12 protein-coding genes are annotated in these 14,718 nt (G+C 60.9%); 8 read left to right on the top strand and 4 right to left on the bottom strand.

The features are described from left to right. Window positions 1-55: 55 nt before the first annotated feature. From P3M64_RS12465 to P3M64_RS12455, 3 genes are all read right to left on the bottom strand, one after another. Complete coding sequence (locus P3M64_RS12465) at window positions 56-1,426, bottom strand: aspartate aminotransferase family protein (RefSeq protein WP_132938395.1); 1,371 nt, start codon at window positions 1,424-1,426, stop codon at window positions 56-58. Between the two features lie 63 nt (window positions 1,427-1,489). Continuing rightward, window positions 1,490-2,830, bottom strand: coding sequence for a glutamine synthetase family protein (locus P3M64_RS12460; RefSeq protein ID WP_132938396.1), 1,341 nt, complete (start codon window positions 2,828-2,830; stop codon window positions 1,490-1,492). Further along, window positions 2,823-3,620, bottom strand: a complete 798-nt coding sequence (locus P3M64_RS12455) for a gamma-glutamyl-gamma-aminobutyrate hydrolase family protein (RefSeq protein WP_132938397.1) — start codon at window positions 3,618-3,620, stop codon at window positions 2,823-2,825. The genes P3M64_RS12460 and P3M64_RS12455 overlap by 8 nt, the downstream gene beginning before the upstream one ends. Window positions 3,621-3,992: 372 nt before the next feature. On the opposite strand from P3M64_RS12455, the gene P3M64_RS12450 reads away from it, so the two are divergent. Continuing rightward, window positions 3,993-5,318, top strand: a complete 1,326-nt coding sequence (locus P3M64_RS12450) for an NAD(P)/FAD-dependent oxidoreductase (protein WP_132938398.1) — start codon at window positions 3,993-3,995, stop codon at window positions 5,316-5,318. A gap of 17 nt (window positions 5,319-5,335) precedes the next feature. Here the strand turns inward: P3M64_RS12450 and P3M64_RS12445 are convergent, their stop codons facing one another. Continuing rightward, window positions 5,336-5,803 (bottom strand): Lrp/AsnC family transcriptional regulator, encoded by a 468-nt coding sequence (locus tag P3M64_RS12445; RefSeq protein ID WP_132938399.1) that lies wholly within the window; start codon window positions 5,801-5,803, stop codon window positions 5,336-5,338. 191 nt (window positions 5,804-5,994) lie between these two features. Here P3M64_RS12445 and ald point away from each other — a divergent pair, with 191 nt between their 5' ends. The 7 genes from ald (at window position 5,995) to P3M64_RS12410 (ending at window position 14,710) form a co-directional block, all read left to right on the top strand. Continuing rightward, on the top strand, window positions 5,995-7,113 hold the full coding sequence (gene ald / locus P3M64_RS12440; protein WP_132938400.1) for an alanine dehydrogenase: 1,119 nt from the start codon (window positions 5,995-5,997) through the stop codon (window positions 7,111-7,113). Between the two features lie 345 nt (window positions 7,114-7,458). Next, the gene (gene rimO / locus P3M64_RS12435) at window positions 7,459-8,811 is read left to right on the top strand and encodes a 30S ribosomal protein S12 methylthiotransferase RimO (RefSeq protein ID WP_132938401.1); all 1,353 of its coding nucleotides are present in this window, start codon (window positions 7,459-7,461) and stop codon (window positions 8,809-8,811) included. A 323-nt stretch (window positions 8,812-9,134) separates the two neighbouring features. After that, window positions 9,135-10,736 carry an ABC transporter substrate-binding protein gene (locus P3M64_RS12430; RefSeq protein ID WP_243644728.1) on the top strand — a complete coding sequence of 534 codons (1,602 nt, stop codon included), beginning with the start codon at window positions 9,135-9,137 and terminating at the stop codon, window positions 10,734-10,736. A gap of 84 nt (window positions 10,737-10,820) precedes the next feature. After that, entirely contained in the window at window positions 10,821-11,831 is a 1,011-nt protein-coding gene (locus P3M64_RS12425) for an ABC transporter permease subunit (protein WP_132938403.1), read from the top strand. A 4-nt stretch (window positions 11,832-11,835) separates the two neighbouring features. Further along, window positions 11,836-12,783, top strand: coding sequence for an ABC transporter permease subunit (locus tag P3M64_RS12420; protein WP_132938648.1), 948 nt, complete (start codon window positions 11,836-11,838; stop codon window positions 12,781-12,783). After that, on the top strand, window positions 12,780-13,739 hold the full coding sequence (locus P3M64_RS12415) for an ABC transporter ATP-binding protein (protein WP_132938404.1): 960 nt from the start codon (window positions 12,780-12,782) through the stop codon (window positions 13,737-13,739). Before P3M64_RS12420 ends, P3M64_RS12415 begins: the two co-directional genes overlap by 4 nt. Next, a complete protein-coding gene (locus P3M64_RS12410) occupies window positions 13,736-14,710 on the top strand; it encodes an ABC transporter ATP-binding protein (protein WP_132938405.1) in 975 nt (324 codons plus the stop codon). The genes P3M64_RS12415 and P3M64_RS12410 overlap by 4 nt, the downstream gene beginning before the upstream one ends. Window positions 14,711-14,718 lie beyond the last annotated feature (8 nt).

Raw genomic sequence — 14,718 nt, 5'->3', positions numbered from 1 at the left:
GGCGCGACGCAAACTTACGGACGCTCCCCAAATCCGTCGTCCCCAAAAACGCCGCCTACGACAGGCCGACATCCCTGGCCGTCAAGTCAAGGCACATCCGCGCCTTGTCCATCATCTCGTCGATCTCGGCGCGCGTGACCACCAGGGGCGGCGACAACAGCATCGAATCCCCCGAAGCGCGCATGATCAAGCCATTTTCGAAGCAGTGATCGCGACAAATTCCACCAACCCGCCCGACATCGTCGAACAGGGCCCGACTTTTTTTGTCGCGCGCGATCTGCACCGCGCCGACCAAGCCCTTCCCCCGCACCTCGCCGATCAAGGGATGATCGGCGAATTCGCCCAGGCGTTTCTGAAAATACGGCCCGGTGTCGGTACGCACGATGTCGATGATTTTCTCATCTTTCAGGATCGTGATATTCGCCAGCGCCACGGCGCACGACACCGGGTGGCCGGAATAGGTATAGCCGTGGGCGAACTCGCCGCCGTCGCCGATCGTCTCGACGATATGATCTTTGACCATGACCCCCGAAATCGGCGCATAACCCGACGACATTCCCTTGGCCATGGTCATGATATCGGGCTCGAACCCGAAGGTCTCGCAACCGAACCAGTTGCCGGTGCGCCCGAAGCCGCAAATCACCTCGTCGGAAATCAACAAAATGTCGTTGGCGCGGCAGATTCGCTCAATCTCCGGCCAATAGGTCTCGGGCGGCACGATCACCCCGCCGGCGCCCTGGATCGGCTCGCCGATAAAGGCGCCGATGGTCTCGGCGCCCAATTCGGCGATTTTTTCTTCAAGCGCGCGCGCCGCCTTCAGGCCGTACTCGGCGGGGCTAAGATCGCCGCCGTTAACGTACCAATGGGGCTGTTCGATGTGCACGAAACCGGGCAGCGGCAACGGCCCCTGGGCATGCATGAAGCCCATCCCCCCCAGACTCGCCCCCGCCAGGGTCGAGCCATGATAACCGTTGATGCGCCCAATGATCGTTTTCTTGCCGGGCTTACCCCGCATATCCCAATAGCGCCACACCAGACGGACCACGGTATCGTTGGATTCCGAGCCGGAACAGCCGTAAAAAACGTGGTTGAAGCCTTCCGGGGTGACCTCCGCCAGAAGCCCGGAAAGTTCGGTCGCGGGCATGGTCGAGGTCTGAAAAAACGTGTTGTAATAAGCCAACTGGTCCATCTGGCGCGCCGCCGCCGCGCTCAGTTCCTTGCGCCCGTACCCTAAACCGACGCACCACAGACCGGCCATGCCGTCGATGATTTTTTCGCCCTCGCTGTCCCACAGGTAAACGCCTTCGCCGCGGGTAATCATGCGCGCGCCCTTTTTCTTCAGGACATTGATGTCGGTGAAGGGATGCAGGTGATGATCGCGGTCTTCATCCTGCCACTGTCGGGTGCTGTTGAGAACGGTGCTCATAAGAAGGTGCTCCAAACCAAAAATTCCACCGACCATCACCAAGCGATCGGCACGTTCAATACCCTAGACGTTCAACAGAAGGTGTTCGCGCTCCCACGAACTGATGACCTGCTCGTAGGTTTTCAATTCGCCCCGTTTCACCGAACACAGCGCCTTGACGAAACGCTCGCCCAAGACCATCGCGATCTGCTCGCTGCCTTCCAGGCGGTCGAGGGCGTCGGACAGGTGGCGGGGCAGGCGACGGGGAAGGACATAAGCGTTGTCCTGGGTCGGTTCGCTGGGCGTCAGTCCCTCGACCATGCCCAGGTAGCCACACGCCAGGGTGCCGGCGATACACAGGTAAGGATTGACGTCGGCGCCGGGAAGACGGTTCTCGATCCTTCGCGCCTGCGGGGCGGATCTGGGCACACGCAACCCGCAACTACGGTTATCCAATCCCCAATGGACGTTGATCGGGGCTTCTTCATAAGTGAAACGGCGATATGAATTCACGTTGGGGGCGAACAACGCCATCATTGACGGCGCATATCTCTGCAACCCCGCGATATAAGAGAGAAACAGACCGGAATCGCCGCCGTCCGGCAGGGAGAAAATATTCTCACCCGTTTCCATGTCCACGATGCTCTGATGGATATGCATGGAGCTGCCCGGTTCGCGTTGCATCGGCTTGGCCATGAAGGTGGCGTATATTTTGTGCGAAATCGCCGTTTGGCGCACGGTGCGCTTAAACATAAACACCTGATCGGCCAACGACAGCCCGTCCCCGTGAAGGAAATTGACCTCCATCTGGGCGACGCCGCCTTCGTGGTTAAGGGTGTCGATATCGATTTCCTGCGCCTCGCAGTAATCGTAAACATCCTCGAAAACGGCATCGAACTCATTGGTGGCGTCGATGCCGAATGCCTGACGTCCGGTTTCGGCGCGCCCCGAACGCCCCACCGGCGGCAACAAGGGATAATCGGGATCGTCGTTAACCTTCACCAAGAACAGTTCGACCTCGGGGGCGATCAGCGGCGCCCATCCCTTATTTTCGTAAAGCTGAAGCACCCGGCGCAAGACCTGACGGGCGGAAATATCGACCGGGCGCCCGTCGGGATAGCAGCAATCGCAGATTACCTGGGCGGTCGGTTCGTCATACCAGGGGACCGGGCGGATGGTCTCGGGATCGGGGCGCATGATCACGTCCTGATCGACCACCGAAACGATATCGTTGTTATCGGGAAAGTCCCCGGTCACCGATTGGACGAAAACGCTTTCCGGCAACCGATGAGAATCGCCGTCGATCCCCTTCAAAAATTTTTCCGCGGGCAAAATTTTACCCCGCGCGATTCCCGACATATCGGGCACCATGCATTCCACTTCGGTAATGCCGTGTTCCCGGCACCATTGCGCAACGTCAGGCATGTTCGCCCCCTCCATCGGACCGCCAACGGGCGGCGGCGCTATCGAGGCGCGCGCGGCAGGCGTCGCCAAAGGCCGCAAATAGGGCGCGCGAGATGGCGTTTTCCATCACCTTCCATTCGGGATGCCATTGCACCCCAAGGGCGAAGGTTTGCGCCCCCGTGACGCTGACCGCCTCGATCAGACCGTCCGGGGCGACCCCTTCGATCGTCAGGGCATCGCCCAGGCGGTCGATCCCCTGGCCGTGCAAGGAATTGACGCGAATTTTTTCGCGCCCCAACAAGCGCGCCAAATACCCCTCACGCGCAAGCGCGATGTCGTGGACCGGGGCGAAATAACCTTCCGGCGTTAAGCTGCGATCCTCACGATGATCAATCTTGCCCGCGACTTCGTGAACGCGCTGATGCAGGGTTCCCCCATAGGCCACGTTCAATTCCTGAAAGCCGCGGCAGATCGCAAACACCGGAAGACCGGCGGCGACGGCGGCGGGGATCATCGGCAAGGTTGTGGCGTCGCGCAGAGGATCGTGAAGGGTCCCCGAAACGCTGGGCGGCGCGCCGTAGTGGTGCGGTTCGATATTGGACATGCTGCCCGTCAACATCAATCCATCGACCAATCCCAGAATATCGTCGATGGCCAGGATTTCCCCCAGCGCGGGGATCAAAATCGGCGTGACGTCGCCGCCGTGGGCCAGGGCGTCAACATACTTCATGGCGACGGCGTAATTGGCGAAGCCGTCAACATCCTTCACGCACGTCGATACACCAACAACCGGCTTAACCCTGGGGCGCATGATCGAAGTCACTTCCCTGTTGAAACGCTTTAGCGTCGCACATTTCGCGTCGCGCCGCACCTGCCATTAAAAAAGGCGCGCGCACCCTGAATGCTTGATGATTATTTTTAACGCTATCATGGCGAAAAAAACCTTACAAGAGAGAAGATTATCACAACGACAAGCTAAAATAATCCTTATACATGATTGTTATATAAAATTAATTTGTATGATTTTTACGCATCGCCAAGTGTTTTTAAAAATTAAAGCTATCCGCGGAGCATCAAAAAAATGTTGGATAGTCTTGACAAAGACCCGGTGCAACACCGCATTATTGAGGATCGAGCTTGACCCGAACAGTCACCACCACGCGCAAAAAGAGGGCCGTCTCTCATGAAGGACAACATTCACCGTGACGGCGATGTTCACGCCCCCTCCTATTATGCCGCGAGCGCAAGCACCACGACCCTCCGCCCGCCCTTGAAGGGCGACGTATCGTGTGACGTGTGCGTTCTTGGGGCGGGGATGACCGGCGCCTCGGCGGCGCTGCATCTGGCGCAAAAGGGCTATAAGGTGATCGTGCTCGAAGCGCGCCGGGTCGGCTGGGGCGCGTCGGGGCGCAGCGGCGGGCAGGCGATCGTCGGGTACAACCGCACCCTCACCCAAATCGCCGCTCTGGTCGGGCGCGACGATGCGCAAAAGCTCTGGGAGCTGGGGCGGCAATCGCAGACGCTGCTGGACGACCTCATCACGCGCCACGACATCGACTGCGACCTCAAATGGGGGCATCTGCACGCCGCCGTGAAGCCTCGGCAAATTCGCGACCTGGAAGACATGAAGGCCGAGCACGACGCCGTCGGCGGCGATCTTGGCGGCGATTATCCCGGCACGCGCCTGCTGTCGCGCGAAGAAACCGTGCAGAGGACCGGCAGCGCCCATTACGTCGGCGCGTTGCATGATCCCCACAGCGGCCACCTGCATCCGCTCAATTACACCTTGGGGCTGGCGCGGGCGGGCGAGCACGCCGGGGCCGCGATCTTCGAGCAAAGCCCCGCGACGCAAATCACGCCCGCCCGGCGCGCCGGACAAAAAACCCGCATCGCGACTCCCGGCGGCGGCGTTTCGTGCGATCACCTGATTTTGGCGACCAACGCCTATATCGAAGACCTACAGCCCGATATCGCGGGCAAGATCATGCCGGTGGGCACCTATATCATCGCCACCGAACCTTTGAGTGCGGCGTTGAACGACACCATTTTACCGGACGACGACGCCGTCGCCGACGTCAATTTCGTCCTCAATTATTTTCGCAAATCCGCCGATCGGCGGATGCTTTTCGGCGGGCGGGTCAGCTATTCCGGGGTCGCGCCGTTCAACCTGGAACGCACCATGCGCCGGACCATGGCCAAGGTCTACCCCCAACTCGCGGACGCCCGCATCGATTACGCTTGGGGCGGTAACGTCGCCATCACCATGAACCGATTGCCCCATTTCGGACGGCTGGCGAATAACATTTATTTTGCCCACGGCTTCTCGGGACACGGCGTTTTCCTCACCGGCCTGGCCGGTCAGCTGATGGCCGACGCCGTCGCCGGAACCGCCGAACGGTTCGATGTCTTCACGCGTATCCCCCACACCCGTTTCCCCGGCGGAAAATTCATGCGCATGCCCGCCCTGGTGTTGGCGATGGCCTATTACAAATTGCGCGATCTTCTTTAGGGTCAGGCCCTCGGAGTTCAAATACGGCAGGTAAACGCGGTGGTCTTGCACACCGTGCGCAAGGCGAAATTGCTGCGAATGCGCGACACGCCGGGAAGCCGCGACAGGTGACTTTTGTGGATGCGTTCGTAATCGGCGGTTCCCGCGGCGGCGACGCGCAACAGGTAATCCGCCTCGCCGGCCATCAGATAACACTCCATGATGTCTCGGCATTCGCGCACCGCCCGCTCGAAGGCTTCTTGGCACTCCTGGCTTTGACTGACCAAGGTAATCTCGATGAAAATATCGTCGGGCCGACCGATCGCACGCTGATCGAGCAACATGACATAGCCCGCGATCACGCCTTCATCCTCTAGGCGGCGAACCCGGCGCAGACATGCCGACGGCGATAAATTAATTTTATCGGCCAGTTCCGCATTGGTCATCCGCCCATCTTCCTGAAGCAGATCCAATATCTTACGATCAACGACATCAAGATCAATCACAACAACTTCCTTCGAAAATAATTGAATTCAATCGAATGATATTAACATTATCTGCAAATTACGGCATAATTTAGCAAGTACATTCCACCCCTGAACGACTTATGATAAGGCCCTCTTGAAAGTCGCAATTTTATAATGCGGCACGCATCAAGGAACAGCTTCTCGAAAACGTCAATTTAAAGGAGATGGCCATGCTGATCGGTGTGCCCAAGGAAATCAAAAATCATGAATATCGCGTCGGCCTGACGCCCACCAGCGTGCGCGAGTTCGTCGCCCACGGCCACGCCGTGATGGTCGAAACCAACGCCGGCGTCGGCATCGGGTGCAACGACGAAGACTATGTCGCCGCCGGGGCCGCGATCGCCGCCGACGCCAAGGACGTCTTCGCCAAGGCGGAAATGATCGTCAAGGTCAAGGAACCCCAAGCGGTCGAGCGCAAGATGCTGCGTGAAGGCCAGCTCCTGTTCACCTATTTGCACCTCGCGCCCGATCCCGATCAAACCCGCGATCTGGTCGATAGCGGCGCGGTCTGCGTCGCCTACGAGACGGTCACCGATAGCCATGGCGGCCTGCCGCTGCTGGCGCCGATGTCCCAGGTCGCCGGGCGGATGTCGGTGCAGGCCGGCGCCCACAGCCTGGAGCGCGCCCACGGCGGGCGCGGCATGTTGCTGGGCGGCGTGCCCGGCGTGGAACCCGCCAAAGTGGTCGTCATCGGCGGCGGCGTGGTCGGCGAAAACGCCATTTACATGGCCCTCGGCCAAGCCGCGGACGTCACCGTTCTGGACCGCAACGTCAATGTCCTCAGCCACCTCACCAACCGCTTCGGCGCGGCGCTGAAAACGGTTTATTCGACCCGCGAGGCCCTGGAACGTCACGTCCTGGAAGCCGACATGGTGGTCGGCGCGGTCCTGGTGGCGGGCGCCGAGGCGCCCAAACTGGTCAGCGCCGAAATGGTCAAGGCGATGAAGCCGGGAAGCGTCCTGGTTGACGTCGCGATCGACCAGGGCGGCTGTTTCGCCACCTCCCACGCCACCACCCATGCCGATCCGACCTATATCGTCGATGACGTCGTACATTATTGCGTCGCCAATATGCCGGGCGCGGTGCCCAGGACCTCGACCTACGCCCTCAACAACGCCACCCTGCCGTTCGGTCTGGCGTTGGCCGACAAGGGCTACGCGCAGGCCCTGCTGGACGACGCCCACCTGCTGGCGGGTCTCAACGTGATCGGCGGCAAGGTGACCTACAAGGCCGTCGCCGACGATCTCGGTTACGATTACACCGCCCCCCGTACCGCCCTCGGCGCTTGATTGAACCGACGGCGTTCGGGACTCCCGGAACATTCTCGATTGCCTGTCTTGCGTTGCACGCGCTAGGCAAGGAAACGGTCGGCCTTCGCGCCGACCGTTTCATTTCCCCCGCCTCTAAGCCGCTTCGGGCGAAAAGCGGGGCGGCGATTGAATTTTCCTGCCTCCTGGGCTATGTGCTAGTGGATCGACTCCGACGTTTCGCTCCCGCGAACCATCGGGCCGACCACTATCTATCTTTTTGTTGCAGTTTGATTTCTTCACACATTTGTGTCCAATTGCATCGGACTCAAATGTTAAACTCAAACCACTAGGTCGGCCCCTTAACGCAACGGAGCGCAACGGATCATGAATACCCCGCCGAAAACGCCGCCCAAGGTGGGTATCGTCAGCCTTGGTTGCCCCAAGGCCCTGGTCGATTCCGAGCGGATATTGACCCGTCTCGCCGCCGAAGGGTATCAAATTTCCGACAGTTTCGAAGGCGCCGACGTGGTGCTGGTCAACACCTGCGGTTTTCTCGACAGCGCCCGCCGGGAATCCCTGGACGCCATCGGCGAGGCGATGAACCGGAACGGCCGGGTCATCGTCACCGGCTGCATGGGGATCGACGAGAACGCGATCCGCACCGTTCATCCCGACGTGCTATCGGTCACCGGCCCCCACCAATACGCGGCGGTGATCGACGCCGTGCACCGCGCCCGCCCGCCGGCGCACGCCCCCTTCGTCGATCTGGTGCCCAAGGAAGGCCTCCACCTGACGCCGCGCCATTACGCGTACTTGAAGATTTCCGAAGGCTGCAATCACGACTGCAGCTTCTGCATCATCCCCGACATTCGCGGCAAGCTCGTCAGCCGCTTAGCGGGCGACGTGCTGGGCGAGGCCGAACGCCTGGTCGAGGCCGGCGTGCGCGAATTGCTGGTCATCAGCCAGGACACCGGGGCCTATGGCCTGGACACCGGCTATGCCGCCGACACCTGGCGCGGCAACGCCGTCGAAACCCGGATCGCCCCCCTGGCCGAGGCCCTAGGGTCGTTGGGCGTGTGGGTGCGCCTGCATTACGTCTATCCCTACCCCCACGTCGATAACCTGGTGCCGCTGATGGCCGAGGGCAAAATTCTGCCCTATTTGGATATCCCCTTTCAGCACGCCAGCCCGCGCGTCCTCAAAGCCATGCGCCGCCCCGCCCACCAGGAAAAAATCCTGGGTCGGATCGAAAAATGGCGCGCCCAGTGCCCGGACATCGCCGTTCGCTCGACCTTCATCACCGGGTTCCCCGGCGAGACCGAGGAAGAATTCGAGTTTCTTTTAGACTGGCTCGAAGAAGCCCGGCTCGACCGCGTCGGCTGTTTTAAATACGAGGCGGTCGCCGGGGCCCAGGCCAACGCCCTCGCCGAGGACATCGACGAGGATATCAAGCAGGACCGCTGGGAACGCCTGATGGACCTGCAACAGGAAATCAGCGCCGCGCGCACCAAGGCCAAGGTCGGACGCACCTTCGACGTACTGATCGACCGGGTTGACGACGACGGCGCCGTCGGACGGACCTACGCCGACGCCCCGGAAATCGACGGCACGGTTTTGCTGGACGACGCCCAGGATATCAACGAAGGCGACATGATCCGCGCACGCATCGTCGCCGGCGACGAATACGATTTGTGGGCCGTTCGCGCCGACGGTAAAGCCCCTAAATCGGATTTTTAGGTCCCTCCCTCCTCTCCCAAGAAATACCGCGAAAATATCCGTAAAAAAAATGTGTCCTAAAAATTACAAATAAAACAGGGCACAAGAAACCTCCACGAATGTAATACCCGGAACAGTCACCAAACAGTCATTGACTTGTCACATGAAGGGGTGCGAAATTTTCGCAAGCCGTGCGAAATTTTGCACCGCCGCGAATGACGAAAACGAAGCCCCGCCGACCCAAGGGATCGGACGGACGGCGTAGGGGAGTGTCATTTCGCGGCCGTCGGCGCGTCGAAACACGATGTTTCGCCGCGCATCTGTTTACTTTTGGGAGGATACCAGTGACCCATCGTTTCCTTAAGGCGGCCGTGGGCGTCGGGCTTGCCCTGACCGCCGCCACGGCCCTGGCCGCAAGCGCCAGCGCAAAAACCCTCGTTTATTGTTCGGAAGCCAGCCCGGAAGGCTTCAATCCGGCGTTTTACACCACGGGCACCACGTTCGACGCCTCGTCGCACCCCATTTTCGACCGCCTGGTCGAATTCAAGCGTGGCACCACCGCCGTCGAGCCCGGTCTCGCCACCGGTTGGGATATTTCCAAGGACGGCCTGCACTACACGTTCCACCTGCGTAAGGGCGTCAAGTTCCAGACCACCAAGGATTTCACCCCGACCCGCGATTTCAACGCCGACGACGTGTTGTTCTCGTTCAACCGCCAGTGGGACAAAAAAGACCCCTGGCACAAGGTGTCCAACGGATCGTTCGAATATTTCAACGGCATGGGCATGCCGGACCTGATCAAGGCCATCGTCAAGGTCGATCCGTACACCGTGCGCTTCGACCTGAAACACCCCGAAGCCCCGTTCATCGCCGACATGGCGATGGATTTCGCCTCTATTTTCTCGGCCGAGCAAGCCGCCCAGTATATGGCCGCCGGCACGCCCGAGAAGCTCGACCAGACGCCGTCGGGCACCGGACCGTTCCAGCTGGTCGCCTATCAAAAGGATTCGATGATCCGCTACAAGGCCAACCCCACCTACTGGCGCGGCAAGGCGAAAATCGACACCCTGGTGTTTTCGATCACACCCGACGCTTCGGTGCGCTATCAAAAGCTGATGGCCAACGAGTGCCAGGTCATGCCCTATCCCAATCCCGGCGACCTGGCGTCCATGCGCAAAGACGCCAACATCAAGCTGCTGCAGCAACCGGGTCTGAACATCGGATACCTTGCCTATAACACCAAGAAAAAACCCTTCGACGACGTGCGCGTGCGCAAGGCGTTGAACATGGCGATCAACAAAAAGGCCATCATCGAGGCGGTCTTCCAGGGTGCGGGACAAGTCGCCAAGAATCCGATCCCACCGACCATCTGGTCGTACAACAAGAAGGTCAAGGACGATCCCTACGATCCCGCCGCGGCGAAGAAACTGCTCGCCGAAGCCGGGGTGAAGAACCTTCAAACCAACATTTGGGCGATGCCGGTGCAGCGCCCCTACAACCCCAACGCCCGGCGCATGGCCGAAATGATCCAGGCCGACTGGGCCAAGGTCGGCGTTGACGCCAAGATCGTCAGCTACGAATGGGGCGAGTATTTGAAACGCTCCAAGGACGGCGAGCACCAGACCATCTTGTTGGGCTGGACCGGCGATAACGGCGATCCCGACAACTTCCTGACCGTGTTGTTGGGCTGCGACGCCGTCGGCGGGTCGAACCGCGCCGAATGGTGCTACAAGCCCTTCAACGACCTGATCAAAAAGGCCGCCAGGGTCAGCGACAAGGCCGAGCGCACCAAGCTGTACGAAAAGGCGCAGGTCATCTTCAAGCAGCAGGCCCCCTGGGCGACCATCGCCCATTCGGTGGTCTTCATACCGGTGCGCAAGAACGTCGTCGATTACCGCATCGACCCGTTCGGCGGCCACGAATTTTACGGCGTCGATCTGAAGTAACGCCTTCTCTTTTCTCCTTGATCCGGGAGACGCCCCGCCGGGCGTCTCCCGGAATTTCTTTCGAACAACGCGCATCGGACCTCAATGTTAAAATTCTTACTCTCCAAGCTGGCGATGGTGGTGCCGACGTTCTTCGGGGTCACCGTGGTTTCGTTCGCCTTCATCCGCCTGATCCCCGGCGATCCGATCGAATTGCTGGCCGGCGAGAGGGGCGTTTCCGCCGCCCTGCACGCCCAATTGATGGCGCAATACGGGTTCGATAAGCCTCTGTGGGTCCAATATTTCACCTATATCGGTCATTTGTTTCACGGCGACCTGGGGATGTCGATCGTCACCCGACGCCCCGTTATTCATGAATTTTTCACCCTGTTCCCGGCGACCCTGGAACTGTCGATCTGCGCGATTGTCTTCGCCGCCGCGATCGGCCTTCCGGCGGGCATGATCGCCGGGGTCAAGCGCGGCTCCGCCTTCGATCATTCGGTGATGGGGGTCTCGCTGGTCGGCTACTCGATGCCGATTTTCTGGTCCGGGCTTTTGATGATCATCCTGTTTTCCTCGATCCTCGGTTGGACCCCCGTTTCCGGACGTATCTCGGCGATGTATTATTTCGAACCGGTGACCGGCTTCATGCTCATCGACAGTCTGTTGTCGGGCGAACCGGGGGCGTTCACCTCCGTCGTGCGCCATTTGATTTTACCGACCATCGTGCTGGGCACCATCCCGCTGGCGGTGATCGCGCGCCAGACGCGCTCGGCCATGCTCGAAGTCCTCGGTGAGGATTACGTACGCACCGCCCGCGCCAAGGGACTGTCGCCGATGCGCGTGATCGCCGTGCACGCCCTGCGCAACGCCATGATCCCGGTCATCACCACGATCGGCCTGCAAATCGGCGTCCTGATGGCCGGCGCGATCCTGACCGAGACCATTTTTTCCTGGCCGGGAATCGGCAAATGGATGGTCGATTCCATTTTCCGGCGCGACTATCCGTCCGTGCAGGGCGGCCTGTTGCTGATCGCGGGCATCGTCATGATCGTCAATCTAATCGTCGATCTATTGTACGGCCTGATCAACCCGCGCATTCGCCATAACGAGTAATATGATGACCCAGCCTCCTCACAACGCCCCCGCACGCCCCCCGGAAACCGTCGGGGCGGCCGCGACGCCCGACACCGCGCCCGAGGCCCCGCCCGCGCCGTTTCGCGTGTTTTGGAATTCGTTTTGCGAGAACAAGGGCGCGCTGGCGGGATTGGCGGTCATCGCCATCATCATCCTGCTCGCCATTTTCGCCAATCAGGTCTCGCCCCACGGACCCAACGAACAGTACCGCCAACACCTGTTGCAGCCACCGTTTTGGGAGCATGGCGGTTCGTGGGCGTTTCCCCTCGGCACCGACGCCATCGGCCGCGATATTTTCTCGCGGCTGATCCACGGCACCCGCTATTCGCTGTTCATCGGCGCGTTCGTCGTCGTGCTGGCGCTCACCAGCGGAATTACCTTAGGGCTGATCGCGGGCTTCCTGCGCGGCCCGGTGGAAATCGTCATCATGCGCGTGATGGACGTCATCCTCGCCTTTCCCAGCCTTCTCCTGGCCCTGGTCTTGGTCGCCATTTTAGGTCCCAGCCTGACCAACGCCATGATCGCCATCGCCCTGGTTTTGCAACCCCATTTCGTGCGTCTGACCCGGGCCCAGGTGATTTCCGAACGCTCGCGCGATTATGTCACCGCCAGCCGTGTCGCCGGAGCGGGGCCGCTACGCCTGATGTTCATCACCGTGCTGCCCAACTGCATGGCGCCGCTGATCGTCCAGGCGACGCTCAGTTTCTCGTCGGCCATCCTGGACGCCGCGGCGCTCGGCTTCCTGGGCATGGGGGCGCAACCACCGACCCCCGAGTGGGGCACCATGCTCGCCGAAGCGCGGGAGTTCATCCTCAGCGCCTGGTGGGTGGTGACGCTGCCCGGATTGGCGATTTTGATCACGGTGATTTCGTTCAACCTGATGGGGGATGGTCTGCGCGACGCCCTCGATCCGAAGATGAAACGCTCATGAGCCTGCTCGATATCAAGAACCTGCGCATTTCCTTCGGCGATTTCGTCGCCGTGGACGGCATCGACATCCGCCTCGACGAGGGCGAGGTGCTGGCCATCGTCGGCGAGTCGGGATCGGGCAAAAGCGTCGCCATGATGGCGGTGATGGGGCTGTTGCCGTGGACCGCGAAGATCGAGGCCGAGCGCATGGCCTTCGATGGCATCGACCTGCGCGCCATGCCCGCCGGCCAGCGTCGGCGCGTCATCGGCAAGGACATGGCGATGATTTTCCAAGAACCGATGACCTCGCTCAACCCGTGCTTCACGGTCGGCTACCAGATCAAGGAGGCGATGAAGGTGCACCTCGGCCTGGGTGGGGCCAAGCTGCATGCCCGCGCCATTGAAATGCTCGAACGGGTCGGCATCCCCGCCCCCGAACGCCGCCTGAAGGCCTTTCCCCACCAGATGTCGGGGGGCATGAGCCAGCGGGTGATGATCGCCATGTCGCTGTCGTGCAGCCCGCGCCTTTTGATCGCCGACGAGCCGACCACCGCGCTGGACGTCACCATTCAGGCGCAAATTCTCGACCTTCTGGTCGATCTGCAACGCAGCGAAGGCATGGCGATGGTGTTGATCACCCACGACATGGCCGTCGTCGCCGAAACCGCCAAGCGGATGGTGATCCAATACGCCGGCCAGCAGGTCGAGGAAGGCGATGTCGCCGCCCTTTTTCAAGCGCCGCGCCACCCCTATACCAGCGCCCTGCTGGACGCCTTGCCCGAACGGTCCCATGGCAAGCGGTTGAACGCCATTCCCGGCGTCGTCCCCGGCCAGTACGACCGCCCGACGGGCTGCCTATTCAATCCGCGCTGCGCCTTCGCCCAGGCCAAGTGCCGCAACGAAGCGCCACCCTATGAAAACGACGTGCGCTGTCACTTTGCGCTAAAAAGCGCCCCCCTATCGGAGCCCGCCTCATGAGCGATCAGCCCCTTCTTCACGCCGAAAATCTGGCCCGTCACTATCCGATTACCCGCGGTCTGTTTTCCAAACCCGTTCTGGTGAAGGCCTTGGATGGGGTCAGCTTTTCCCTACGCGCGGGCAAGACCCTCGCCGTCGTCGGCGAATCGGGATGCGGAAAATCGACCCTGGCGCGCCTGGTCACGATGATCGAGGAGCCGACCTCGGGAACGCTCACGATCGACGGCGAAGACGTCGCCACGGCAGGCAAGGCCACACTAAAGTCGATGCGCGGCGCGGTGCAGATCGTCTTTCAGGACCCCTACGGGTCGCTCAACCCACGTCAGCGGATCGGCGCGATCCTCGAAGAGCCGCTAAAAATCAACACCTCGATGAGCGCCCAACAGCGCCGCCAGGCGGCCCAGGACATGATGGTCCGCGTCGGCCTTAGGCCCGAACACTATGGCCGTTATCCGCACATGTTCTCGGGCGGCCAGCGCCAGCGCATCGCCATCGCCCGGGCGTTGATGCTGCACCCTAAGATCATCATCCTGGACGAGCCGGTGTCGGCCCTCGATGTTTCCATTCAGGCCCAGGTCTTGAATTTGCTGGCGGACTTACAAGAAGAGTTCAACCTCGCCTACATGTTCATTTCCCATGATTTGAGCGTGGTCCGCCACGTCGCCGACGACATCGTGGTGATGTACCTGGGCAAGGTCGTCGAGCGGGCCGGCCGCGACGCCCTGTTCGAAACCCCGGTCCATCCCTATACCCGCGCCTTGCTGTCGGCGACGCCGCGGACCGACCCTAAGGCGCGCCAGGAGCGGATCAAGCTGACCGGCGAACTGCCCTCGCCGATCGACCCGCCCGCGGGATGCCCCTTTCACCCGCGCTGCTTCATGGCCCAGGAAAGGTGCGCGAAAGAGATCCCCGCCCCCGAAACGGTCGGCGAGAACCACATCGCGGCGTGTTATTTTTGGCGTCGGGAATGAGCGAAAAT

This window comes from Varunaivibrio sulfuroxidans (assembly GCF_029318635.1).
In the GTDB taxonomy this organism is placed as follows: domain Bacteria; phylum Pseudomonadota; class Alphaproteobacteria; order Rhodospirillales; family Magnetovibrionaceae; genus Varunaivibrio; species Varunaivibrio sulfuroxidans.
The sequence above is the reverse complement of the archived record's forward strand: the minus strand, read 5'-3'. Positions and strand labels throughout refer to the sequence as shown.